Source organism: Cytobacillus solani (assembly GCF_006704205.1).
Classification (GTDB): domain Bacteria; phylum Bacillota; class Bacilli; order Bacillales; family Cytobacillaceae; genus Cytobacillus; species Cytobacillus solani.
On record NZ_CP041305.1, the window covers coordinates 884,397 to 910,235 of the forward strand.

The window sequence follows — 25,839 nt, forward strand, 5'->3', positions numbered from 1 at the left end:
GTGACCCCTTTCAATCAAGTTGATATGGAATTCGGTTCAGGGTGGAACTCATATCCACTTTCTTGATACTTTTCATAATATCGAATCGTGTTTTGATAAAATCTCAAGTCCTCGATAGCAAACCCACCCATTAAACTCAGCTTTTCAATCCCGCTTGCTCTATTCTCATGTATACAGCCGAGGCGGTAAGGGCGATTATCCTTGTCTATTCCTAAAACATATTGAATAAAGCTGCTCTGAAAATCACCAAGGTAATACTTCTCTTCATACTTATGTTTCTGTGTATACTCTAATAAATGAATATGGCATGCGGAATCCTTTTCTAGCAGCTGGTATAGTTCATTAAATAGCTCTTCCTTTGTCATAACCTGCGGATCACCATAATCAACCATTACATTTCCCCTTGCTAATATTTCCTGTTCGAACGTTTGATCTAGCTTTCCTGATTCGAATATGAGCCTTTGGCACATTTCTGTTACTCGATTCGCAAACTGCCCCTGGTTAAGAAGGAGGGAATAGTTTGCCAAATTCTTTTCTTCAAAGTAAAATTCTGTTGAGCGTCTTTCCTCTAAATCTTGAAGAATGGATTTAACCATCCTCTCATAATACTCAGGAATATTTTGGTTAATCTTATTTTGATAACCTGAAGTCACTTCAGCCTTCATGCGGTACAAATTTGTTTCCAAGCTATTTAGAACTTCAATTTGTCCTTTATACTCTTCATGACATTCTTCTAGAATCAAAATATAGTAATTGACCAGCTCAAGCTTTGCGTTTACTAGTACACTTTTACACTTAAGCTGGTAGATTCTATTAAGTAAATGAGAGATGAAATTCCTTGTTGTCCGCTTCTTGGAAAAAGGTGTTTTTCGGAAATTCTGCTGACCTCCGTATTCACTGTAAATAGCGTTTAACTCTTCTTCAAATAACTCAAATTGATGGGCATACTCAGAACGAAGCCGGAGCAGATATTGGACAAATGGTTCATCCGTCCATCGAAAAGCGCAATAAGCTCCATAAGTAGAGTTTTCTTCCACTCGCTTTTGAAGCAGCTTTTTTAGCGGTCGTTTTGAATAGTATCTCTTCATATTTTCAGAAAATGGGTTCAGCAGATTTTCTTGAAAAAACACTTTAGCTGAGTTCCCAAACAATAATTCTTCTGCTTCTCTTAAGGTTTGATTTTCCAACTGATGATACATATAATCAGAAGGCATTAAACCAAGCATCTCTTCTATTATTTCCATAGGAGGAAAAAAAGAAGAGACTCTATTATGAATAGAGGCGTTATCTAATTCAAGTAATTCAATTACTTTTTGATGCTCTATATTACTGGCACGATCACCGATAACAGCTTTTAAATATGTATAAAAATAATATAGGACATTAATAACAATCGCTTCATTTGGACGGCAGACTTTTGAAAATCCAGCAGTAACAAATGCAGGTATCCGTTCATCATTTTGAATATTTTTCGAGAAATGGACATTGTTGTACATTTCATTTCCGGGAAAATGTTCATTTTCATTTACCTTTTTATTTTTAATTAGGTTAATCGCAGAAATAATTTCTGCATTCTTACCTATGCTATTTTCTGTAAACATCCCACGTTCGTCTTTATCACTTAGCAGATACACAAGGTCAAATAGTGGTCCCTTTCTAGTAACAGGGATTCGAATCCTATCTTTAGTAACAAGAATCTCTTTTGAAAAGGAATATTGCTGTTCTTGCATATTCTTTAATTCCCGAAGAAAACTCAAGCCTAGCACCGAGGTGCCTTCGTCTGCTGTTCTTTCTTCCAGTAAACAGAAAGCATCTAGGTAGGTCATCGTGAATAAATCCCTTAAGGAGTGTTCAAGTAAAATAGTTAACTCAGATAAAATAACTGTAAGTGGATCATTTATCTCAGTAATAACAGAGATATTAATCTTTTGAAAGGAAGCAAATTTATTCCCTAGTTCTGCAAAACGGACATTTAATTGGCGCAAAAGCTGGTTATAATCAACCAGCTTTTGCTCATCTTGATAAAAGGCTTCATATAATGAAGGCCTACTTCTTTTTCCTGTTGCATCATTTTCAGAAGCTTTAAATGAAATAACATTTGCTTCTGTCCATGTTTCTTTCAAATAGACGTGAAAATACAAAATTCCGTCATGGTTAGCCCACTTTTTTTGATTTAGTTCATAGACAGCCTTTAGAGCAGGCAGAGACTGATCACCAATAAATAGGTAAATGATTGGATTACTGATCAGCCGTCTCCCCTCTTTACCAAGATGGCTGTTTTCAGCCTTTAGAATATAATCTTCGATGATTTTTTCTAATAACTTTTGCATTCCATTTTGGCCCCTTAAAGGTTTATCTAATCACCTTAATTAGACTATTTACCTTTTCAAGAATTTGTTTATAAAATGTATACAATTCTTCTCCGTTGACGAATTCTTTTCGATCATATTCTAATGTCGATTTAGCTTCGAAGGCTGCATCACTTAATGCTTCTAATCTACTTGTTAATACCCCGGTATCATCACTCATCGACAAATTCGTATTTCTTCGATCCGCTTTCTTATCAATAATCACTTTGCGCTTTTCATTTAGCGAACGGTAGACTTGGTAAAGCTCAAATTCAATAAACTTATTGACCTTCGTTAAGTTAAGGAAAGGCTCCCAGCTCTCTTCTTCTACATCGTGATCATAGACATAAACAGCACCTTTTTTCGTAATGGTGCCTGTATATAAAACTTCAATAAACTTCTCGATATTCACAGCTTCATCCTGAAACGATTTAAGTGAAGCTTCGAGTTCATACAATACTTCCTGAATCGATTCATATTTTAGAACTTCTTCTTTAACATAATGGATGAGGTTTGGTGTACGAATAAAATTTTCAATCGCCAAATTTTTATTACTGCTGCCAAAAATATCTCTCTTGGAAACAACAGGAAGCTGCTCTGTTAAAAGCCTGCGAAGTTCACCGATACACTTTTTCACTTCACCTAAATTAGGTTTATCTGAATGATGTTCCATTTGGTAACGGTTTAGAATTTCCGAAAGATTAAATTCTCCAGAAAGAATGACTTCAAATTTATTATTTGTATTGGCATATTCGCCCTTATCCTTGATTACACCGAATTCTATTGCTTTAGCAAATAATTCTCTTATACGGCGGTTGTAATCTTTAAGTCTAGCATTTTCATAAATGTCTCCCCATGACATTTCTGGAATAGGCGATGGAAGGTATGCCCAATTATCTTTTTCCGATTGAGAAAGGTGGCGGCCTACCCCTTCTTGTTCGAATATCGTGCGTTCATAGCTTTGTTCATAACTAGTAAGAGGTGTATAGACAAATAATGGTATACCATTTTTCGTGTTCAACCAGAAAATCCGGTTCTTTACCTCACTTTCCTTGACTGTGAAGCGAGCACCACTTACTGATGTTCTCTGGAAATCCTTTATTCCCTTTAAAATATTTGGTGCTTTATGAGGGACCGAGACAAACCCCCAAGAAGGAAACACAAGATTCCCTACACTGTTGTTTAAATGAAAAACAGGAACAGCTTCATCATTAAGCAATTTTGCAATTTTTCGTTCGATAATATGTTCAATCGATTCTTCTTCTCCGTATTTCATCACGAGAAAATCTTCCATCGATTTCGTAATTAAATCACCAAACTTTTCAGAGAGGAATTCAGAAATCGAACTGACAATATCTAAATCCTGTTCTTTTACCCAACGATTTGATTGATCTAGCAGATCTTTTGTAAAATCTGCAATCATATCATTTCCATCTTTTGTTTCCATAATTTCGGTTATTTTTTCAGCCATGTCAGGAATACTTACTACATTCCAATAATAGGTTTTGTTCCCAATCCCATCCTGAGTTTCTTCGCCACGAATTAAGATATCCCCATTTTTTTCAAAAATCGCATTTAATGTATTTAATATCTCCGTTACAACAGCGTACATTTTATTATTTTCTTCATTAATCATCGTGTGGACATCCTGATAAAAATCAATCATATGCTCCATGCACTCTTTATCTGCACGAAGGTGATATTCATCAATTTTAGTCGATATGTAGGCGTTTTTCTTTTTATCCTTTGAGAATAGCGCACTTTTTGCATCGGCAAGTCTTTCTGCTCCATGCTGGGCCATATCGTTTATTTCCATTGGTTTTCGATATACCTGTTCTTGCAAAAATTCAATATAGGACTTTATTAAATTTAATAAACTATTTCCTTTAGCTGTGAAAATTAAGCGGGAAACAAAAAATGGACCCTGCTCTGGATTTAAAAATAAACGTTTAATTTGTTCCTTAAAATTTTCAAGCAGCTCTGCAGGATATTGCTTTTTCAACTTAATATAGTTTTCCCTTGCCTTTGAAAGATACCCTTGATCAAGTTCTTGATCTAAACTGATTGTTTGCTGTTTAATCACATTATTAAAGTTTAAGCGGTCGCTGTTTTCATAGCCCGGAATCGGTTCAGGAACAAGCGAATTGAACTTTCTATGTACGGAATCAATATCAAGACCCATCCTATTCGCAAACGTTTCAACTTCCTCTTGAGTAGGTGCAGCAGGAAACATTTTTTCCATCTTTTTAAATACTTTAAATGCTAAATAGGTAGTCATTTCTTCAACAGGCAAAATTGCAGATGATGCCCCAAGAATGTTATAGGAATAGTTTGCTGCATATGCTTTATGCATCTGCTTGATATTCGTGCCAATATTGCTGATATAATCGTGAATGGCAAATTCTTCTCCCGACTGCTTATCTTCATTTGCCATAAAGTTTGTAATATTTTCAGCTGTTACATTCATTGTGTAGTCATATGCATTTTCCAGCAGTTTTCCGTCGAGATTCGTCGCAGAAATGAGATGACACAGATTATATGGCGGCATTGGTGAGTTAACAGCCAGAATATTTCCATACTGCTGTTTAAAGCGCTCATTCCGCTCATCCACATTCATCCAATAATCAAGCTCTTTTAAAGCTGCAAACCCATTTTTCTTGATGTATTCACTTGTGTGCGTATTTAAGCTTTTATTAGATAAATTGACATCTGGTGTAAATAAGTACCCGAGAATACTCACTTTATCAACACCTGCTGAGCCGTGTTCCTTCTCCATAATGCCGCGAATAATATAGGAAATATCTAGGAAGCATCCAGAACCTGTACCCCCAGAGATACCCGTTAAGATGAACACGGACATCCGTTTATTTGTCCCTTCAGATAATACCTTTATTTTCTTTTCGATTGTTTGCACTACTTGATTAATTTTCGTGAATAATAACAATCTCCCTGCCTGTCTTATGCCAGATGCTCCACTAATTCCATCTGTAATCAACAGCTCTGGTGAAAGCCAATCTGTAATATACGAAGGAAGTGTGCTCCGATTTTGCAATAGACTTCCAATTTCGGGATTTGAGAGCAGGACAAATTCTGTTACAGGGTCTAGCCCAATTCCTTTGTATTTTTTAAACCGATCCTGTTCATTTGTTTCAAAAGCAAGATACTCAATATTATTTGGCTTTTCCTTCTTCTTTTTGGAGATTGGATCAGCCGGAAGCTTAAACCTTCTATTCACCTGGTATTTTAAACGGAGAAGAGCATCTATCCCTGTCCCGCCAAGGCCAATAACAAGCATTGGATTATCGATTGTATCCACACGGATTTTTTCACTTACGATTCCACCGCCTAATGATACGTCTAACTGCTGGATATGCTCTCTAACTGTTGCTTTCATGCCGTATACCCCCTATATGAGATAATCAAGAGAAATCGATTTATTCACCTTGCTCAGTTTAGCTTTCAGCCTATCATTCTTCTTAATCGTTATTCCTTTTGAAGCATCTACTGCCCGGCCAGCTTTCTCAATGATTACTTCCCCTTTATTAAAAAGAGTGAGTGTGTCATTTTTGCCTGGCACAAGAATGATAGATTCCGTTTCAATGTATTCTGGTGCAAGCTGAAGAAGCTGGTGGAGTTTAATCTTCCCTTTGAATGTATTCAACTTTCGATATTGTGGTGTTGTTTTCTCTCCTGTATCTTCATCTCGGATTTCAACAACAATCTGGCCGATAAACCCTTTATTTGCTTTTTTTATAAAAGAAAGAATATAGAATGCAAGCGCTGCTAAGAAGATTAAGCCTATTCCCATCATTACGTACAATAACCATGGGAAATCCTTTTTATTTTCCATTTTTTCAGGTGCAGCAGAAGCAGCAGCCATTACACTGGCATCGATGATAATCGGATCTGTTTCACGGTAAAAACTATTATCTTCAGCTACAACTTTTAATTCATATTTTTTATCCTCTGGAATGGTAAATTCTCCATGAAAGCTTTTTCCATCATTAGTAAGAGTAAGCTCGCTTATCGTATTCGATGCGATCTCGTTAACAACCAGTTTCGCACCCATTGATTGATATAGTTCTGGACTATCCACCTTCTGTCCATTTGATTCAAGAAAAGACTGAATAGCAATAACGTCACCCTTTTTGTAGTTCTTTTTCGCAGGATCTACTAGACGAAGCCCTAAATCATAATTAAAAACCATATTGATATCAATTTTGTCCTTTTGTACGCCTTTCACTTGAACCTTCCAGTTCCCAGAAGCTGGTTTAATTAATTTAATTAATGAATAAGCCTTTGACTTAGAATAGTAAACATCGTCGGATGGGATTTCTATTTCCTTACCATCTGGAGAAAATAACTTTGCTTCAATCGGATTCCCAGAAGTAATTGAGATGTTTGCTTCCATTACACTGTTGTTTGGAATATCGATATTCACGTCTTGAAATTGGCCATTTCCTGTTAAATTTGTAATAGGTATTACTTTTAACTTGAGATGGTTTGCAAATATCTCACTCAATATTCTTGGAAGGTCATCTGCCGTTGTAGTAGTAAAAAATTTCCCGCCTGTTTCTCCAGACAGCTTTTCTAATATCGTTTTATTTAAGGTTCCGTCCGCATTTAAACCAATTGTGTAGATAGGATATCCTTCTGACTTTGATTTCCTAATCGCTTCATCCAGATCCTTGCCAGACAGCTCCTCTGTTCTATCCGAATTTGGATTTAAATAGTTATTGCCATCTGTTAATAAAATGATTAAAGGTGTATGGTCAGCTTCCTTGCCGGCATCAAGGATTTTAACAGCTTCACTAACACCAACGGCAATATCTGTATAAGCGCCAAGGGATAATGTATCTATGTATTTCTTAAAATCAGTTTTATCAGCATCTGATCCAATCTTCATTAAGGCTTTTTCCCGAATAATTTGGTCTGTATAGGCGACCATTCCGACCTTATCCCCATTTTTTGAAAGCATGTCAATGAACATCTTCATTGCCTCATTGCTGATTTTGTTTTTGTCACTGTCCTTCATAGAATTACTGACATCTACCACTAATACAGCATCCATCTTTTGAGCATCTGTGGATATATTCGCAGCAGCAGAATCAGTTAGAATAAGTGAATTTAATAATAATAGGCATAATAAGAAAAAAGCCGCATACTTATGCACCTTCACAGAAACATCCCCCTTAAAAAAATAAGCAATCCTCTCATATTCACCCGAAAAACAGCCATATATTGTAAACTAACCCTTTATTTATAGAAAAATCGCCCTATTTTAAATATAATTAAATTATCGTATATTGTAAAGTTTTGAATATTTTTGTTAATATAGAAGGATTTTACATCCATTAAGGAGGAGGAGCTTTGATTCCATACTATTTGCCTTTACTTATCTTTATTTTTAGTTTTCTATGGAAATCGTTTCAGCTATACAAATACAAAACTACGATTATAAAACAGGAAAAGGTTGATGAGGTAATTTATGAATATATAAACAATAAGCAGGGAGGGAACTTATCACATGAGCAAAACTCCAGTCAAATTTAGCCATTTTACTCTTAATGAGAAATTGACAAACCAATTATATCTATGCAAAAGTTGCGGCGGATACACCCTGCTGCGTATGGAACATTGCAGTCACTGCTCACAAGCAAAGGGCTATCTTTCAATGGATCAATTTATCTCCAAAAAATACCGGCTTAAATTTCAGAGTGATGTTTTCCTATTATTGTTTCTCTTATTTATTGCTGTTCTCTTTACCTTTAATCCTATTTCAATAGCAATCATTGGCATAATTGGTGCTGTAGCGATTATCCTCTACAGTATTTTTAAACTGCTAATCCGCAGCTCTGAAAAAAATCATCTCCTCATGGACCAAGTCACTGCCGATAGAGAAAAAATTAAGAAAGGGATTTATGTCAACAAAACATTTGCTGAAAATAAAATGCAAGATAACGCCTACCTTGAAGCCTATGAGATTTTAAGAATCATCGGTTTATTTTCGAATGATGATGACACTAAAAAACTAAAATTAACATGCTTAAATACTTTTATCATTCGAAAAGATATGCAATTAGAAATGGATACAGTTGTTCCAGCTATGTATAGTAAGGAATTTATTACGTACTTAGGTAATGCAGCAAAAGTCCAGCGGCAGCTCGTCAATAAGAAGGTATTAGATTATGTCGTTACTTATGAAAGGGAAATACAAGAACATTTTTCTAATGAGATCTTTATCATCGTAGCGGGTGCTGCCTTAAGAATGAAACAATACTTTTTACTCTATGAAGAGTTTATTATGAAATATGTCGATGATATGCCTAAGGAGCGAATCATTCGCTTATGTAAGCTTCTGGATTCGATCAATTCTTACGAAATAGAAGAATCAAAGAAACGGGTACATCATATATTGCACACAAAATTTAATGGGGATCCATTTGTAATGGCCCTCCACTAGGAAGGACAACGTAATGAAAAATACTCTAAGAATTAGAAACGGATTATTTCTTCTGTTTATCATTTCGTTAGGACTTCTTAGTTACAAGGCTTATCTTGGTTTTGAAAAATTAACTGTCACCAAAAAGGCAGAGCATTTTTATATGTCACAGCAATACGTTAAGTCTGAATCATATTATAAAAATGCCATGAACAATCGTTCCATCCTTTACAAAGAGAATGAAATCCAATCAACTTATACTATGCTTTCAAATAACAATAAAGAAGTTTCCGCTCTATTAGAAAAGGCAGATTCCTTATACAGAAATGAAAATTATTCTGGTCTTATCAAAACGTATAAAAGCTACCTTGATCTAAAAGAAAAGAAACTAAATGATCCTATATTTTTAGATTACGATCAACACTTCAATGTACAAAATGAATTTGATACCCTGCTTTCAAATACGAAAAAGAACTTATATAAGCAAATGGATGCGAATGTAAATAATGAGATGTTTGAGAATGAATATTTCATTGCTATTTTAGGAGAATTGCCAAATGAGGTTTATGGGAGTGCAGATAAAAAAACAGAAGAACTAACGAGTCATTTTATTAATTATGATGAAAGGAAATATTCGTTTTTAGAGAAATCACTCCGTTACAATCAGCTTAAAAAAACAATTAATCGCCAAATTTCTTCCTATCATAAAATTGGCTTAGAGGCCTTTTGGCTTAAAGAAACGCTCAAGAAGATTGAAAAGGCTCATGAATTAAAAATGGCTGCTTTAGAGGAAGAACGCAAAAGGAAAGAAGAAGAACTAAAGAAAGCAATGGAAGCGGAAAAAGCAAAAGACCCTGCCTTCCAGGAAGAAATAATGGCCGTGGTCAATGAGTACGCGATCGGATGGATGTCTGCCTATAATCAGTTAGATTCTTCCTATTTTGTTCATATTACACCTGAACTATTGAATTTCTTTGATGAACGATTTGAGGAGATCAGGTCTAATCAGACAATTTTCACCGGAGAACTTTTATACACTGAATTCGACTTAGATAGTTTTAATTATAGTATGGATGATGAAGAAGAAAGTGTTGAGCTAAATGTTGTTTTAACAATGAATTCAGCTTCCTATGCTGAAGGAGAAATTTACGAAATGAAAGAAACCGCCAATCCATGGTATTACAAGCTAATCCATACGAATGATGGCTGGAAGCTAAGCGAACGCAAGGAACTTGTCCATTTCAATTACTCAAATACCAGAATTTATGAATTTGCATATTAGGGACAGGGGGACAGGTTCCTTGTCCCAAAAGTCATCGTATAAAAAAGGCAGAATTTTCAAAAGGACAAAAACGAATATCTATACGGTTCATATGATACAACAGGTTCGAAGAATATTTGAGGAAGGATGAGGCTTGACATATGTATTATATTCCATCACCTTATTACCCTGTTTATATGCCCTATAGGGATTTAAAGAGCGAAACATTAAATGTCGTTACACCATTTGTTGAGTATGGTTTAAAAGAAGCAGCATTTACATCATATTCTCATGCAATGACTGAAGTAGCAGCCATCGCCTATTTGATTGGAAAAGGATATAATCCGCAAACAGCTTATCAAATGGTTGAATCATGGGAGGTGAATGAAAAGTTTTAATTGGTGCACTTTTCATTCATAAAAATCAGATCGTCTAAACTTTGATTACTCTTCCAATGCCACAAGATATAACACTGATAAGGAGTACGAGGGGTTTCTCCTTCGTACTCCAACAAACATATGGAACCGTGTCGGCGGTTCCATATGTTCATTTGTTTTTCTTTTACCACTGAGCAGTAGGACAAACTAACTAAACAATGAAAAGGATCACGGAAACTCTTTGAGAAGTACTTCTTAGTTTATTTCACCCGAAGTCTTTGCCCAACATAAATGGTATAGTTAGCATCAAGTCCATTCCAATCTTTAATCTGTTGAATCGTGCTGCCATATTTTTGAGCTAAAGAATATACCGTATCGCCTTGTACAACAATATGGTAAACAGCTGTTGCTTTCTTAGGAAGATTAAAGCTTTTCGCAATCCCATTTACATGACCACGCGCAATGCTTTCGATAAAAGAGCTTGTCTTTAATTTAGCTGCATCATTGGCGTTATCGATAAATCCATTTTCCGTTAAAATTGCTGGCATATTAGATTCACGGAGCATATGGAAATTCGCAGTCTTTTTGCCGCGGTCAGAAAAATTAACAAGCTTCATGACTTCTGAATGAATATTGTTCTGATAGGTAGTAGTTGGTGTTCCTACACCCGGATAAACATAGTCTTCATAACCTGTTCCCCCGCCAGCATTAATATGCACAGACAATAAAAAATCTGCTCCCCAAGCATTTGCTACATTCGTTCGTTCCGATAAAGAAACGGTTTGATCACCTGTACGGCTCATTCTAATGGATACGTTGTCATATTCATTTAAAAGAATATCTCTAATTCTTGTAGAAATCTGCAGTGTAATGTTCTTTTCCTGAAGACCATTTCCAACTGCACCTGAATCTGTTCCCCCATGACCTGGATCGATAAATATTTTTGCCATTATTAATCACCTCATATTTTTATTTAAAAATCATAAAGCTTGTACAAAATAAACCACTTACAGACATTGTTTTTAATAAAGCTGTTTATTTAAGATTGTGCCGCTCAAGAATTTCTTTCTGAAGCTTTGCTTTCTTTGTTAAGGCATACGTATTTTTATAAACAGCATATAAATTGATCCCAAAAGCAATAGCTGCAGAAATCAAAACAACAAAAGCATTAATACTGTCCTGCGTAAACCATTCAAACGAAATCCCAATCGTTCCAAAGAAGAAAAAAAGGGCTGTCAAAAAGCCCCCGATCAATGTAGCAATATCTTTTTTCATTATCTAATCGCCTCTTACAGTTTAAAATTTATGGCTGCATAAAAAATAGCCACTGCTCCTCCAATCAAGCCAACAATAAATGCGTTGGTGATCGCGCGCCGTAGCCATTTTGTATCCTCTTTTATATCCTTTAAATCCATCTGGATCTCACGAATATCCCGATCATGAATTAGTGTTTTATCCTGAAGCTGGCGAATATCCTGTTTCATGTCTTCGACGGAGGTTTTGAGTGTAACGATATCTTTTTGGACTAGGTTTAGTTCATTCATTTGGTGCCTCCTTTCGATTAAATAAAAAAGAGCCTAGATTGGAGTATAAACTTTAATACTGCGTTCTTATTCTGATAGAAAAATACAGTATTGCCTTTTGCTATAGCTAGAATAAACTACCTTGAAGAATAAATTTGCGCTAGTATTATGCAAGTATGTTTATTTTTATTTCTTCTTAAAATTACTTAGGGGCTTGTTAACAAAAATTTATTCTACCCTGTTCTAAAAAGCAGTCTAACTACTTATAGAGTAATCTTCTACATCAGAAATTGTAGCAAAATAAAAGTATATAGCTCATTAATAATTATATTGGATTCGTTAGTGCGCATAATCATCCAAGTGTTTATAAAGATGTTTCTAATAGAGTGTTTAATTTAGAGCATTGATTTTGTGAAGCCCTATTTTTTCATTTGTGGAGTTATTAGAATAGCATCTCTTTCTGATTCTGTTATATAGCTTTTTGCTAGTGCATTGTTTACATACTCTTCGTTTTTTCCTAATACCCATTGGTTAAGTATGAATCCGTATAATGGATTTGTATTCATCTACTTCCCTCCTACTTATAATCCTAACAGAACGTTCAAAGCTGCTTCCGCATCATCAAGTCGTTCCTCAATGCTAGGTGGTTTTGATAGTCTGATATATTCCTGTACGGAATCATAGACTAATTGAGTAATGATTTCCAGTTCAGCGTGTGAAGGAATCTCGGCATTATACATGAGATAGGCGGCATTTTCATTGTTTGGATAAAGCTGTGTACCTCCCACAATTTTTGTTAGATCAAGTCCTTTATAATCACATTCGTGATTAGACTGGACAAGATTATGAACTTTTATTAGATTCAAATTAATTCCTCCTTTATGCAGATGTGAAGTCAAATAACATTCGAGTCAAACCTTGTACATACATGAAATTACGTTCAGTTAAATCAGTATTGATAACTGTGGCGTGTTTATCCATATCATAAGATAAAACAAAATTATTATTCTTGTTTAGGAAATAAATCGTGGAGACGTCCATTCTTCTTAATACCGTACCATTTAAATCCATTATCCATGTTACGCGTTGATTATTATTTCTACAAACGACATGACCCTCTTTTCGGTACAAAGCATACTGGTCAATGCCCCCTAATGGAATACCTCTAAGAAAGGTTCCATTAATATCTTTAAGGTTGTATAAAGCATTACTCATATTATCATACGTCCAACCATCTATATATCCATCTTGGGTTAGACCGTACCTCCATTGAGTGTCATATGGAACGGTACGAATAAGATTCCCGTACTTGTCCAAAATTTGTCCACTAAATATATAATAATTTTCAAATTTATCAATGGCTGTCCATAATTCAGCTTCAGTAAGTGTTATGGATTGAATATACAATTTTCCAGTTATCCCATTCACTCCATCAGCAAGCTGTTGAAAGGTTGGATTGTCACCACCCGCAACGGTTGAACTTTTGCCAATAATAGCGTCACGGACTAATAACTTTCCATTATTGGCTGACATAAAAGCCTGATTGGCTTTATCCATAGCTGCCTTGACCGCTTTTGGTGTCGCGGCCTTCGTTTCATCCATACTATCGGTAGCACTCGACAACTGTACATGACCTTCCTTTAACAATGTAGACTTTTTCGCCAAATGCGCTACAACGTCATTTTTTAAAGTATTTACATCCTCTCCAGTAATTTGAATATATTCCCAACTACCATCTGCTCTTTGTCTTTTAATTGTAGCCATGAGTATTTGCTCCTTTCCTTAAAAAACTCCTCAATTCGCATTGAGTTAATACACATTTTCATCCAAGAGTTTATCAAGCTACTGTTAATAGGTTTGTTAACTCCGCATATTCATCTTGCGTGACACGATTGCCAATTAAAAAAATATCCAGTTTTTGCTGCATATCCTCTTTATCAATATAAGACTTTTTCTCGATTTGTAATTTACAAGCTTTGTAAGTTAAATTCATTTTTCATTCCTCCATTTTTTATTATACTAAGCCAAGTTCAATCATTGTGACGCGATAATCTACATCAATCACGTAGCTCATCAACAACTCATTTTCGCTTTGCTCTGGAACTGGCTCTGGTGGTTCTACATATGGATAAAAACCTTTTTCAGGTGTATAGCAATACGTAAACGGTGCTACACCTTCGGGCACAGTTTCAACTTTGAGAATGTTAGCATTTAGGACACCGACAATACCGTCAGAAGTTTCAATGTTTCCGTAGATATTACGTGTTGCTGTCATAGTAACAGCTAGAATTACGTTACTAGCGCTAGTGATAATATACATCGTATGCATTATCCTCCTCTCCCTAAAATAATAATAATTCAGTTTCTGATACACTCTTACCCAAAGCATTACCCCCTGAAGGGAATGATCTGGTAAGTACGCTATTGACCGCTGCATATCTGCTACCTGTTACAAGACCTTCGAATCCCTCTACTATACCTGATATAGTAACTACACAAGATTCTCCTTCTCTTTTATTTTCACTTGCAATACCTACAACGTTTACATTATCACCTACAATTGAACCAATATCATATCTTGGCGTGTAAGTGTTTGTGTAAGAATGAAAAATAACCCTGTCTCGCAATAACCATACAGCCACAGGCTGCTGCACGCGTGAACTGTCTAGTGGTACACCAATGGTATTTCGTACAAGTATATCTTCATCTTCATCATAATAAATGCCTGCCATAACACCTGTATTCACTTCGATAAATGATGCATTTGCTGTTTTAAATAATAAAGAAGTATTATAACCAATTACACTATTTATTTCGGTTAGAGTATTGTCTTCATTTACACGTAATAAGTACGTAGTTTGACCCCATTTCAAGACAACACGATTTTTATTTATAGGATAAATTACGTTTAAGTGTGGTGTCATAGATAACGTAACTTGTGGAAAAACTACAATTTCCCCGTTATTTGTCGTCACGACATGCGCAAAATTATTATAAAAGACTAAAAGTTTATTATCATCAAGTTTTTTTACTCCTGTGGTAGCACTTACGATAGTTTTTATTACGTTTTCATTACCTACAATTAAATCTAACCCATCCCATTTAATGATACGTAAAACTACAGCAGCAGATACTGGATGTCTATACACTAGCGCTACGGTGTTTGTCTCTAATTCTGTGGCGCTGAGTGAATAACTACTAAAGTAGTGATTTACAATTGTTTTCTTAGTTATATAAGATAATTCTAGAGTATCGGGGTTTACATAACCTATACCAATTTCTAAATAATTAGAGCCATTTAGTAACGCAGCATAGAAAAACATAGTGTCATTTAATCTCGCCAGGGAGACATAGCTCGGTGAATTAATAAGCAAAGGACTATTCATATCAATATAAGTCGGTGGTACTCCTTCTGTGATTGTATCATCAACATTCAACCTACATACAATCGCTCCCATTTTGTAAACAGAGCCATCACCACCACCCCTTATTTGCACCAAATATACTGATAGTGCATCTGTAAGCTTAACAACACCGTGATTATGAGGTGACTGTTGATTTACAATTTGTTTCCCTAATCGGGTCTGATCAGCGAAATTAGGAATAGGAGAACTATTCTTTGAGCGTCTTAAACATCCATCTTTGTCGACTTGTACAGCATCCCCTTTATTCACCGATTCCCCATTTGCTACTATAAACGTTTTAGTTTGTGATAACGCCTTTTTCGCATAATCATATGCTGCCTTTACCGCTTTAGGCGTGGCTGCCATTGATTCACTGTCACTGTCTATAGAGCTGGATAGCTTTGTATGACCATAACCGTTTATCGACGCTTTTTCCGCCAAATGCGCACCAAACTCCTCTTTTATACTCTCAAATACAGTCCCCTGATACGTATTATCACTAGTGTCAAGCCACAGTCTCCCTTCCTTAATACCATCGGGAGGAGTCTCTTGTTGAATGATCGGATCGTTTCCTTCAAGAGCATCGGAAATTCCCTGCTCAATCCTATTAAAGTCTGCTTCAGTAGGAGTGTCGTTATATTTCCAGTCTGTTTTCGGCTGAAATTTCATCTATTGTGCCTCCTTTACAAATATAGTCTGTGAAAGAATTGTATCTGATGAGATTGGAACGTATACTTGGTTCGAAGTAATGACATTATCCAATTCATCTTTTAGTTCAATTTGTTGAATATTTTCAACAGAGCCAAACGGGACAGTATATCTCATCTTAAGCTCATTTGCTGCTACTTTTTTCAGATCAAAATTAGGAATTTGATAGGTTCCATTTAATACGACCTTATTAATCTTCTTATCTGTGAAAATCGCCACTTCGCTTAAAAATTCCTGGGAAATCACTTGATGATCACCTCCTTTCCTCCTACAGCAAATGGTGTGCTGCCGAGCTTCCATGTAGTTGAGAGCCTTGTCATTCTCGTAACTTGCCTCATGGAGATATGCTCTTTAAACAAAATCGTGTTGCTTAATGCGGTTTGCTGTTGATAGACCATGCTTGCGGGCTTTACTGTCTTAATCGTATGCTCAACCTCTTTAAAAACCTTCGCATCACCTATATTAGCTGCTATTGATAAAATGCTGGTTAGCCAATCGGCAGAGACTGCTGCTCTCCCTTCCCCTACTAAATAGTTGAGTCTATCCTGAAGGAATCGTATGGTAAACGGTACTTTCGTTGATTGACGGTTAATTATTCTTCGTTTTCGAAAGTCTAAGCTTTCCGTTTCCGGATCCGCTTGAATTTTAAGCAGTTTTTCGTGACGTTTAATTGCGTATTCGTTAGCAGTCTGCACAAAGCGATTACGAAAGATTTGTTCTATTTCCGCTTCAAGCAATTGAACCTCTTTATCAACAGCTTTAGCAATCTCCAAAAACTCAGGGATATCATGAAAAATTGGCGGTAATTGGGTTAAATATGCTTCAGCCATTTAAAATCACCTGGTCTAAGAAAGGAATTTTTTCGGCATCTAGTTCAACATTTACTGAAGAACCATTTATAGTTGTATTTGTTACATCCACAATATTAGGGATCGTTAATATCCGCGCTTCAATTTGAGATAAACGGATAATCGTGTTAACTTCGTTCTTCCAATTTTTTCGCAGAGATAGAAAATAATCCTTTAGTATCGCTTCAATGTCACCTACTACTTGACCAATTGTCACACCATTCGCTAAGGTAATCGTTGACTCAATAGTTAAGAGAATTTTAGCAGCACCAGTAATCGTGACAAAATGGTTCATTGGCGCAAGTCCGAGCCCTTGTCCTTGAACAGGGATTGGATCTACTTTTTCTTGTATTTCATGAATAAAATCTGGAGTTGGCTCATTAAAATCGCTTGTAAGAACACAGCATTTAACAGAACCTCCGCCTTGCCATGCCGGGAAAACCTTTGTACCTCCGATGCCATCCAGTGTATTGAGCATCTTTTTATAATCTGCAACATTGCCTCCGAAAGGTTCCTCATTTACTTCCTCAAAGAATCGTTCGCGCAAAGCCTCATCCTCTTCTTCGTTTTCACCAGGGATCAGTACATCAGCTAATTGCGCTTCAACTAGTCCAGCAATGTATTCAACTGGTAGAAGGACACCAAACTGTTCATTCCCTGCAGTCCCTGCTGTCTCACACTTCAAAATAAACTCACCTAAACCAAGCCTGCTTTCAACTAGATAATATAAACTACCAATTGAGAAGCGGCTATTAATTGGGACATCCATCGGGGTTGCATTCGCTCCATAAAACTTTCCTTTTCTTTTTGCAAAAGTGGCAAGGTTTTTATTGATCCCATGCTCACTTGTCCCTCTTGCTAAATATTCTCCATCCGCAGAGTCAACAAAAGAAAGATTATTGTGTACATCTAAATCGGCATAAAATTCAGCAAGGATATAGGCAACTGGTGCAATGGCTGTATAAATCGGTGAGCTTTCACGTTTATCAAAATTGGCTGATACCCTGCTTAGCATGCGATCAAGTAAATATTCAGGTGTCATCTGTTCATACATTCTAATTCACCTCCGTAGCTTCCTGAAAGCTTCCATATTCTGTTTCGACAGTAAATGTTACTTGCACGTTATGTTCATTAAAAATAAATTGAAAATCTTCAATGCTTGTTATTCGATCATCTTGAAGCAGCGCTTCAGTTATGCGTCGAGCTAGCTCTGATTTCACATATATGGGGTTCGTCCCTATTAAATTTTCTAATTCAATACCAAAATGATCATTGTATATCATGTGCTTAAAGCGTTCTGTGTGCAAAATAATAAAGACTGCCTGCTTAATTGCAGCAAGCTGATCTGTCATGCCAGACATTCTTTTTTTCTGAAAATCAATCTTATACGTCAAGCTCGGAAAAATCGCCACCAATTCAAGCTCTTCAATAAAATCAGACTGTGGGATTGTCATGTTCACACCACCTTATCAAGGACCACAAATTGCTGTCCGCCTTGCACTCGCAGCAGGATCACCTTATCACCATTTTTTAAACCAGCTTGAATAATAAGCGGCTTAGAGGGCGGTGCGGTTTCTCCATTTGCCGATGAGTGAGTATGCTCGTTCTCCTCATACCGGGTCAACCTTTCTGTCAGTACTAAAAAATCCTCTGTGAGAGTGAATTTTTGCTCGACATTCACCTCAAGAGGATTCGATTTTGTTACCGTTCCAAATAGAATATGAACAGGGTTTTGCGCATGTATGGCGCCAACCCCTGCTTGTTTAATGATATTGATCATGCTCATTTTATATCACCTTCAAATCCAGCGACATCGTATGATCTGCCCCTTCCCAACTGTGAGTACATTCATCAACTAAAAAATACTGACGGATACCAAATTCACTTAGAATGATAGGAACGAAGCATCCTGCCCGAATCCTCAAGTCTCCAATCGCACTAATTTTTATTTTCCTATGTTCACGATTTTTAAGAGTACCCAATTGATCTAATAGATTATTAATTTGAGCCTCATTCATTTTTTCATCTGCCTTATGAAGAAGCTGGAGACGACCCCATTTTGCAATATTGCTGCTATCCTCTGCAATATACACATCACGTTTTCCCGTCTCTTTATTATCCCGAATGATTTTGATGCGATTATACGTTTCATCATCGATAGACTTTTCGTAACTATAATCATGCATTAAGCTTTCATCCCCAATAACAACGTCTGCCTTCATGTTTTTAATATTCTTTAAAGTTAATGCACCAAAATGATCATAAAAAACATAATTTTGCGTTGTGGCGATTAATGTTAAATCAAGTGATTTACAGATCGTATCAAGAAGCTTTTTATCATCCTCTATCAATGTTGGAATTTGGTGTTTTGTATCTTCAATTACACCCAGCTTTAATTTAAGATCATTCGCTATTTTTTTTATTACTTGGGTGGCTGTTACATTCGTGCCTACATAGGTTTCATTTGTCATTAGATATCGTATTTGATCATAGGCAGTGATCTTGACCTCTTCACTTTTCCCGCTTCCAATTTTAAAAATATAGCCGTAAAACACTGGCTGATTTTCATCCTTTACGCGAATGACATCGCCATTATTACATTGGAATGCTTTATCTTGATTTGGTGAGCCTTTGATCATCGTCAGCTCCAAACTAGAAGCACGGCCGATCCTCGTCGTTTTCCAGGCAACATTTGAAACCATATTCGTTATATCCCAGACATTCCCGTTTTTGTTATCTAATAAAATTTCCATTGCTACCACCTACTTTGGAGGCAATTTTACTTCCAGTCCTATAGGAAGCTTTCGCAGCTCTGACTCTTTAATATTATTTAGCTTTTGTATTTCTTTATAGCGAGAGCCACTGCCTAAAAATTTTTGTGCAATTTTCCATAAACTATCACCTTTAACTAGTTTATATATTTTTGCCGGAGCCCGATTATCCGGGCGAGGAGATGCTTGCTTGTTAGCTGCAGCTTTATTGACAACTTTCACCTTTTGAGCTGCATAATGCACATATTTTTTCAAAGACAGCTTATATTCAATATCACCAACTGCACCGCCAGCTTCTTTCCACTCAAATGCTTCAATACTTGCAAGTGTATTAATAGAAAAAGTTGAACCCGTAAAGATGAAGCGGATCGGCTGCTTCGAAGCCATCCACTTCCGAATGTAATCCACATAGCTTTCTGGTTCAAGTGCTCTTTTTGCTAACACGAAAGGATTTTTCTGAGAAGGGAATACACCTTCAAATGTATATTCAGTTAGCGATGAATCTTTTAATACATTAATTTCCCCTATTCCTGAAATATGATAGGTTTTATTACTATTTGCATCCTTGATTTCAATAGAAGAGGGATTCTCAGGCAACTGGAATCCCTCCGCTTCATTATTAAATGAAAGCCATATTTCATAATCAGTCATTACATATACACACCCTCAGCTGCAGCATAAAATTCTTGTTCCAGCTTTTGTTCAATCCTTGCAACAATCGTATTAATGTCTGCTTCTTCCCGAACGCTTATCCCTTCCACATTCACGCTCGGTTGCAGTGACACAAAGTTTTGGATCGACTTCATTTCTGCCAGCTCTCGCATTGTTTTTATGTCTTCACTGGAAATATCCACAGTATCATTGATTTTTCCTACTTCTCCAACTTTATCGATGTTCGCTAATTGATTACCGCCATTATTCATATTAGAGAAGCCGTTACTGCCATTATTCATATTAGTGAAATTATTGCCACCTGGCATACCCGGTTTATCTTTAAAAAAGTTTTTACCTGCAAAACTTTCAAGTCCATCAGATTTCCCGAGGTTTTTAACGAAATCACTGCCAGTTTTGTAGCCATTTTGAAATGATTCAGGAACTGACTTTAACTCCATACGTGGGATTTTTACTACGTTTTTATCACTTTTAGGCTCTTCAAGATTATTAACAAAGTTTTTAAGTTTGTCAGACAGTCTACTGCTAGCACCGCTTTCAAATTTTTTGACTTCCTGAATATCAACACCTGGAATTTTGTTCAAAGCCCTAATAAGAGCATTTATTCCTCCTATTGCTAAATTTGCACCATTTACAAAAACTTTTCCCAAAATATCAGCTACCATATCAAACGAACCTGCTAATGAAGCAAGATTGTTCACAGCCATTTTGACAAGATCATAAAAGAGCTTCTTGACAGCATAAACAGGGTCAATGAATACATTAATTAAAAATTCCGCGAGCATCGCAAAGAAGTTCCAAATGTTGGCGATGTTATTATAAATTAGCGCAAAGAGAGAGGAAAACACCGCAGCAACGAAACCTACAATTTGATCTGTTGTAACGCCAAATTGCCGAATAATAAAAACTAAAAGCCCTACCGCAGCAACGATTAATAATATTGGCCAATTAGCAGCAAGCCATGCCATGGCTTGTGCAAAAATTGGCGGTACCATCCCCCAAAGTTTAGCAATTATTGAAGGGATTAGCGTTGCTCCCCAAGTCAAAAGCATAGCTGAAATCTCCGGCAAATAGGTTAAAACAAAGTTAAAAACTCGCCCAATAACATCTGTTAAGAATACGAAACCTCTTACAACAAGATCAATCCCCATCGCTAAACCATTGAAAAACTGCTCTCCATTTGCAGAATTTAACCAGGCTATAAAGCCCTGCATCTGTTCCGTTATTAAGGTTAGTGGTCCTCCAACCTGATTGAGATTCCCAATAAATTCAACAAATTTGTTTTTCATAATGTTTGTTGCACCCTCGAAAGTTAAAGGCATATGCTTGAACATACCATCTATTACATTGCTTTGATTTTCAAAAGCCTTTACGATCATGTCTGCTGTCAGCTTTCCTTCTTCTCCCAAATTCTGCAGCTCAGTTTCAGAAATACTTAGACCCGCTGATAAAACATCCATAATAGCAGGTGCCGCTTTACTCATTTCTCTGAACCCAATATCTTGCATTTTTCCATTTCCCAGCGCCTGAATCATCAGCTGACTAACATTATCCTTAGTCCCTTTGTCTGCTCCACCTATATCAAGCGTTTTGTTAAAGCTTTCGGTAAAAGCCAGCATATCGTCATTATTCTTAAAAACACCTTTTGAAGCTGATCCAAGCGCTGAAATAAATCCTGCTGTCGACTCATAGCTAGTAGCAGTACGATTTGCAACATCGAAAACTTGCTGCTGTAACTGAGACTGCGTTCTTAAACCATCATTTATAAAAGATAAACGTGTATTAGTGGCTGTAATACCGTCCGCAAATGCCATTGTGGCATCGACAGTTGCATAAACTTTTTCTGCCGTCCCTAATATTTTATTAAATCCATTTATAACCTTACCTAATCCGCCACTGATAGAACCATTATCATTTCCTGCATCATTCTGGTTAGGGGGATTACTTTGGGAGTTGAGCAGAGAAGCTTCGGCGGCAGCAATTCTTTGCAATGTTCCTACTAGATGATTCGTGAACCGATTTATTGAGCGATTCAATTCTACGATGGCAAAATTAGTCTGCTTCATATTTTGATTCATATTTTGTAATGAGCTTGAAAAACTGCTCATTATATTATTAATTGACGTCTTCTCCACCACCTTTTCAAAAGCAGAAAAGCACCCTATATACTTGAGTGCTTTCCATTTACCTTATCTTTTATTTCGTGACATCATCCGTGCTTTTGCTTCTTCCTTTCTATCTTGTTCTATTCGATAATCAATCATCGCATAGATGACTGCTTTTTCTCGTAGACTCATATTCATAAGTTCATGTGGAAGAATGCGGAGCTTATGGAGGGCATAGTATGCATAATTTGCATCTGCATCGCCCTCCTTGATTAGTTTTTTGCGTATTGAATCATTTCATTGATATCAAATCCGTTTGCTTCTTGTACCTTTTGACAAAGTCTTGAATACTCACCTGATAAAAGCATTTCTTTAAGTAAATCCTCAGCCCCCATAACACCGTAAGACTTTTGAAGATCAGGATCCTTTAAGTTAGGAAAAACAACACTTTCGGTAACAAGCTTGGCTGCGTAGGATTCCCCATCAATATTCCCTTTTTTATCACGTGGTGTATTTTTTCTAATTAATTCATTCTCTTTTTCACTCATCGAGCGAATTTTCCAAGGGATTAGTTTACCGTTTTCATCAATAAATCTCTCAGAAATAATCACATCTAGCTGTTTATTACACTTAACATTTTGAGAAAAAAATGCCTGCAGTTTACTCATCTTCTTTTCCCCCTTAATTTGTTGGTGCTACAAAACTCTCCAAAATATCCACATCATCAAAAGTGAAATTTGTTTCTTCTTCAAGAAATTCACTTTCTGTATCAACCTTTGCCATGATCACATTGTCTAAGTTGACATTTTTTAAAACGACGGTTTGTCTTCCGATACTTGATGTTGGATCTTCATTCACAATTTGAATGTCAAAATATACATCTTTTCCGGTTTTAATATAATCAAGCATCAGCTGGCGGAATCGTGTCGTTACATAGTAAATAGTCATACTTCCTGTGCCGTTCCATCCAGTCGCTTTGTGCTGCGTTCCTCTTCGGCCAAGAGCTTTCATTTCTGATTTTTGCTTTTCAACGGTCGCTTCTAGCGTTTTAACATAGAACATTTCTTCTACATTGCCATTGATCGTTGCATATGCTCTTCCTTCCTGTCCAGAGATTGCATCTCTTGCTTGTAAAAATGCCATTTTACTTCACCTGTACTTTCATATAAATTTTCTCAATAGAGTCTACTGGCTGTACATGTACTTCAACATATACACTGTCCGAATCGCTGCCTGCTTGGATTGTGACATCCTTTTGCGCATCAAAGTTTTGAATGGCATTGACGTTTTGCAGCATCAATAAATAGTTGTTCAATTCATTCCGTAAAAGGTTGCGGCCATCAGCATTATTGTCTACTTTTCCAATGTAAAATTTTTCAAAGATCCGTTTAATATCTTGATTAATGCCGTCAAGCACACGGATGACACGATTCTTTGAAAAATGTTTTCCCTTCTTCGGTGAAAAGCTTTTAAGCGTATTAATATCCTGCTCGACCATCGCAAGGCCATTGCTTTGAACAAATACAAACTCGCCATTCTTTAATGCAGCTTCAATTTGTGAATTGGTATATCGAGGCTCAGCATCTACTGCATCATCATAGGCCTGGTAGGTTAGAGATTCATTAACATCAGCTGCCGCAGTTGCACCAGCCACCCATGCTACTGCTTGGTTAGCGGATAGTGCTGTTCCATCGGATAGAATCACTCCATTCTTAACACTGATGACGCCTTCCCCGTCAGCTATTGGATAATTTTCAACAACCAGCTGGACCTTAATCCCTTCATCGCTACGTAAGCGATGAACGAACGAGCTATATAGTGATTTCAGCATGGTATCGGCTGCTGTTAATCCAATCGTGTTAAATTCAAAAACCTCGATAGCACATAAATAATCTAAATGATCCTCATTCGTGGCAGTGCCGTCTGATCCATTTGCCAAAGAAATTCCTGCTGTTTCGGTCAGGACTCCAGTTCCGCTAAAAGTTACCCAATCATTGGAATGCAGCTGCTCGATGGATTCTACCGTTTGTAAATCCATTTCAGCACCCTCAACAAGTGTTTGGACATCAAATTTAGTCGCATCATCAATGTTTTTTTGAACTGCAATTGAGATATCATTTCCTCTAATTCCGCTATATTTTGCTGTAATCGTTAGGGTATCTGCAGTTGCTGTCGCTTTTGTTCCTTCATTTAATCGATAAAGAATCACCTTTTTCGCTCTTTTCAATGCTTCGCGAACAAGTAAAAGCTCTGGATCTGTGAGGCTATACCCTAGCTTCGCTCTAACATTTTCACCTGCTTCAATCTCAAGCACTTCTTTTTCCACACCCCAGCTAAGAGGAAGTGCAAATGTAACAATTCCTCTCTCACCAAGTGAACCTAATGGTTTCGGTTCGCTTTCAAAATTGATGTATACACCCGGTCTTACTTTATTCATCGCTGTATAAGTGCCGCCTGCCATTATTTAGCCTCCTTTTTTAAAAAAGCGCTGATTAATTTATCAGCTTGTTCCGCCGTATATTTTTCATCATCCTTAAGTACAGTTTGTAGTAAATCTCTTTTATCGGCATAGCGATCCGAATTTAGAAACTGCTCTTTTGAAAAGCCTGCCTTATTCTTTGACTTAATCATGGACAAATTCCTCCTGTTCAAGCTTCTGCATCTTAATTTGATTGGTTTTTTCTTTTACAACATAAAAGTCGTAATCAACAAAAAAGTGAAAAACACCTTCAATGATTTCGTGCCTCATGTTTAATGCATGGACTAAGCTGCCATTTAAATCGATATACTCTAAATACCGGTACAGCTGTTCAGCAATTATATCTATTTCATCCATTGTGTTCGCTGAACTAGGCAAATAGGTGATATCAAAGGAATGGCTGCGCTTATATCGCCGATTGATTTCCCTTAATTGTTTAGTCGAAAGCAGCCTAACAAAAAAACAAGGTCCCTCTGCACCTTGTTTCTGTTCTTCATATAAAGTTATAGAAGAAAAATAAGTCTTTAAAGTGGCCATTACTGCCTTTCTCATTTCATTTATAGTGATCATTCACTCCCTCCTCTCTGTTGCATATCCATCAACTCCAAATTTATAAGTTGATTTTTAAAGATTTTTTCATTATTTAATCACCTCCCTTCAAGTAAGCTCGTTAACACTGGTCACCACCGAAACTGTCTTGTTCTTTAACGCCGACAATACTAAAACGGCAAATAAAAAAGCACCTACTCTTTTAATCTAGTAAGTGCTCTTTACATTCATTTTTATTATCACTAATTAAAACTAAGTAATTACTAAGGTATTGAATTCATCTCCTTGACCTCATTTTACACTGCTGGTTTCCTCTGTTTCAACTCGTGCGTAAAGTGGCAGGTTTGGCAGA

28 protein-coding genes are annotated in these 25,839 nt (G+C 36.6%); 3 read left to right on the top strand and 25 right to left on the bottom strand.

Annotated elements, in window-relative coordinates:
* Positions 1–14 precede the first annotated feature (14 nt).
* The 3 genes from FI644_RS04625 to FI644_RS04635 are packed head-to-tail and all read right to left on the bottom strand — an operon-like array spanning position 15 to position 7,527.
* Complete coding sequence (locus tag FI644_RS04625) at positions 15–2,330, bottom strand: hypothetical protein (RefSeq protein ID WP_142108088.1); 2,316 nt, start codon at positions 2,328–2,330, stop codon at positions 15–17.
* A gap of 22 nt (positions 2,331–2,352) precedes the next feature.
* Positions 2,353–5,742: a tubulin-like doman-containing protein gene (locus FI644_RS04630; RefSeq protein WP_142108089.1), complete on the bottom strand. Its 3,390-nt coding sequence runs from the start codon at positions 5,740–5,742 to the stop codon at positions 2,353–2,355.
* Positions 5,743–5,754: 12 nt separating this feature from the next.
* Positions 5,755–7,527 carry a vWA domain-containing protein gene (locus tag FI644_RS04635; protein WP_246067028.1) on the bottom strand — a complete coding sequence of 591 codons (1,773 nt, stop codon included), beginning with the start codon at positions 7,525–7,527 and terminating at the stop codon, positions 5,755–5,757.
* 348 nt (positions 7,528–7,875) lie between these two features.
* Between FI644_RS04635 and FI644_RS04640 the strand changes: the two genes are divergently transcribed.
* The 3 genes from FI644_RS04640 to FI644_RS04650 all read left to right on the top strand — a co-directional run bounded on the left by FI644_RS04640 (position 7,876) and on the right by FI644_RS04650 (position 10,449).
* On the top strand, positions 7,876–8,811 hold the full coding sequence (locus tag FI644_RS04640) for a hypothetical protein (protein WP_142108090.1): 936 nt from the start codon (positions 7,876–7,878) through the stop codon (positions 8,809–8,811).
* Between the two features lie 13 nt (positions 8,812–8,824).
* The gene (locus FI644_RS04645; RefSeq protein ID WP_142108091.1) at positions 8,825–10,072 is read left to right on the top strand and encodes a YvbJ-related protein; all 1,248 of its coding nucleotides are present in this window, start codon (positions 8,825–8,827) and stop codon (positions 10,070–10,072) included.
* A 140-nt stretch (positions 10,073–10,212) separates the two neighbouring features.
* Positions 10,213–10,449, top strand: a complete 237-nt coding sequence (locus FI644_RS04650) for a hypothetical protein (RefSeq protein ID WP_056682736.1) — start codon at positions 10,213–10,215, stop codon at positions 10,447–10,449.
* Between the two features lie 239 nt (positions 10,450–10,688).
* On the opposite strand, the gene FI644_RS04655 is transcribed toward FI644_RS04650, so the two are convergent.
* The 22 genes from FI644_RS04655 to FI644_RS04750 all read right to left on the bottom strand — a co-directional run bounded on the left by FI644_RS04655 (position 10,689) and on the right by FI644_RS04750 (position 25,508).
* A complete protein-coding gene (locus FI644_RS04655) occupies positions 10,689–11,378 on the bottom strand; it encodes an N-acetylmuramoyl-L-alanine amidase family protein (RefSeq protein ID WP_142108092.1) in 690 nt (229 codons plus the stop codon).
* A gap of 85 nt (positions 11,379–11,463) precedes the next feature.
* Positions 11,464–11,703: a phage holin gene (locus FI644_RS04660; protein ID WP_056682730.1), complete on the bottom strand. Its 240-nt coding sequence runs from the start codon at positions 11,701–11,703 to the stop codon at positions 11,464–11,466.
* A gap of 14 nt (positions 11,704–11,717) precedes the next feature.
* The gene (locus tag FI644_RS04665; RefSeq protein ID WP_056682727.1) at positions 11,718–11,972 is read right to left on the bottom strand and encodes a hemolysin XhlA family protein; all 255 of its coding nucleotides are present in this window, start codon (positions 11,970–11,972) and stop codon (positions 11,718–11,720) included.
* Positions 11,973–12,370: 398 nt separating this feature from the next.
* Positions 12,371–12,517: a hypothetical protein gene (locus FI644_RS26240; protein WP_181758177.1), complete on the bottom strand. Its 147-nt coding sequence runs from the start codon at positions 12,515–12,517 to the stop codon at positions 12,371–12,373.
* 15 nt (positions 12,518–12,532) lie between these two features.
* Complete coding sequence (locus FI644_RS04670; protein WP_053478951.1) at positions 12,533–12,817, bottom strand: hypothetical protein; 285 nt, start codon at positions 12,815–12,817, stop codon at positions 12,533–12,535.
* Positions 12,818–12,830: 13 nt separating this feature from the next.
* Complete coding sequence (locus tag FI644_RS04675; protein ID WP_053478952.1) at positions 12,831–13,715, bottom strand: phage tail protein; 885 nt, start codon at positions 13,713–13,715, stop codon at positions 12,831–12,833.
* A 73-nt stretch (positions 13,716–13,788) separates the two neighbouring features.
* On the bottom strand, positions 13,789–13,944 hold the full coding sequence (locus tag FI644_RS26245) for a hypothetical protein (RefSeq protein ID WP_181758178.1): 156 nt from the start codon (positions 13,942–13,944) through the stop codon (positions 13,789–13,791).
* Between the two features lie 21 nt (positions 13,945–13,965).
* On the bottom strand, positions 13,966–14,280 hold the full coding sequence (locus FI644_RS04680) for a hypothetical protein (RefSeq protein ID WP_142108093.1): 315 nt from the start codon (positions 14,278–14,280) through the stop codon (positions 13,966–13,968).
* 13 nt (positions 14,281–14,293) lie between these two features.
* A complete protein-coding gene (locus FI644_RS04685; protein ID WP_142108094.1) occupies positions 14,294–16,024 on the bottom strand; it encodes a tail fiber protein in 1,731 nt (576 codons plus the stop codon).
* Complete coding sequence (locus FI644_RS04690; protein ID WP_053478955.1) at positions 16,025–16,309, bottom strand: hypothetical protein; 285 nt, start codon at positions 16,307–16,309, stop codon at positions 16,025–16,027.
* A complete protein-coding gene (locus FI644_RS04695; protein ID WP_053478956.1) occupies positions 16,306–16,893 on the bottom strand; it encodes a putative phage tail protein in 588 nt (195 codons plus the stop codon). The genes FI644_RS04690 and FI644_RS04695 overlap by 4 nt, the downstream gene beginning before the upstream one ends.
* A complete protein-coding gene (locus FI644_RS04700; protein ID WP_142108095.1) occupies positions 16,886–17,965 on the bottom strand; it encodes a baseplate J/gp47 family protein in 1,080 nt (359 codons plus the stop codon). Before FI644_RS04700 ends, FI644_RS04695 begins: the two co-directional genes overlap by 8 nt.
* A gap of 1 nt (position 17,966) precedes the next feature.
* On the bottom strand, positions 17,967–18,365 hold the full coding sequence (locus FI644_RS04705; RefSeq protein ID WP_142108096.1) for a DUF2634 domain-containing protein: 399 nt from the start codon (positions 18,363–18,365) through the stop codon (positions 17,967–17,969).
* Positions 18,366–18,367: 2 nt separating this feature from the next.
* A complete protein-coding gene (locus FI644_RS04710; RefSeq protein WP_142108097.1) occupies positions 18,368–18,697 on the bottom strand; it encodes a DUF2577 domain-containing protein in 330 nt (109 codons plus the stop codon).
* 1 nt (position 18,698) lies between these two features.
* Positions 18,699–19,664 carry an XkdQ/YqbQ family protein gene (locus FI644_RS04715; RefSeq protein WP_142108098.1) on the bottom strand — a complete coding sequence of 322 codons (966 nt, stop codon included), beginning with the start codon at positions 19,662–19,664 and terminating at the stop codon, positions 18,699–18,701.
* A 9-nt stretch (positions 19,665–19,673) separates the two neighbouring features.
* Positions 19,674–20,333 (bottom strand): LysM peptidoglycan-binding domain-containing protein, encoded by a 660-nt coding sequence (locus FI644_RS04720; protein WP_142108099.1) that lies wholly within the window; start codon positions 20,331–20,333, stop codon positions 19,674–19,676.
* Complete coding sequence (locus FI644_RS04725) at positions 20,333–22,345, bottom strand: tape measure protein (protein WP_181758179.1); 2,013 nt, start codon at positions 22,343–22,345, stop codon at positions 20,333–20,335. Before FI644_RS04725 ends, FI644_RS04720 begins: the two co-directional genes overlap by 1 nt.
* Before the next feature lie 386 nt (positions 22,346–22,731).
* Positions 22,732–23,127 (bottom strand): phage tail assembly chaperone, encoded by a 396-nt coding sequence (locus tag FI644_RS04735; protein WP_142108101.1) that lies wholly within the window; start codon positions 23,125–23,127, stop codon positions 22,732–22,734.
* Positions 23,128–23,140: 13 nt separating this feature from the next.
* A complete protein-coding gene (locus tag FI644_RS04740) occupies positions 23,141–23,602 on the bottom strand; it encodes a phage tail tube protein (protein ID WP_053478964.1) in 462 nt (153 codons plus the stop codon).
* Between the two features lies 1 nt (position 23,603).
* Complete coding sequence (locus FI644_RS04745) at positions 23,604–24,920, bottom strand: phage tail sheath family protein (protein WP_142108102.1); 1,317 nt, start codon at positions 24,918–24,920, stop codon at positions 23,604–23,606.
* Positions 24,920–25,090, bottom strand: a complete 171-nt coding sequence (locus FI644_RS26250; protein ID WP_172797617.1) for a hypothetical protein — start codon at positions 25,088–25,090, stop codon at positions 24,920–24,922. The genes FI644_RS04745 and FI644_RS26250 overlap by 1 nt, the downstream gene beginning before the upstream one ends.
* Entirely contained in the window at positions 25,083–25,508 is a 426-nt protein-coding gene (locus tag FI644_RS04750) for a phage tail terminator family protein (protein ID WP_053478966.1), read from the bottom strand. Before FI644_RS04750 ends, FI644_RS26250 begins: the two co-directional genes overlap by 8 nt.
* Positions 25,509–25,839 lie beyond the last annotated feature (331 nt).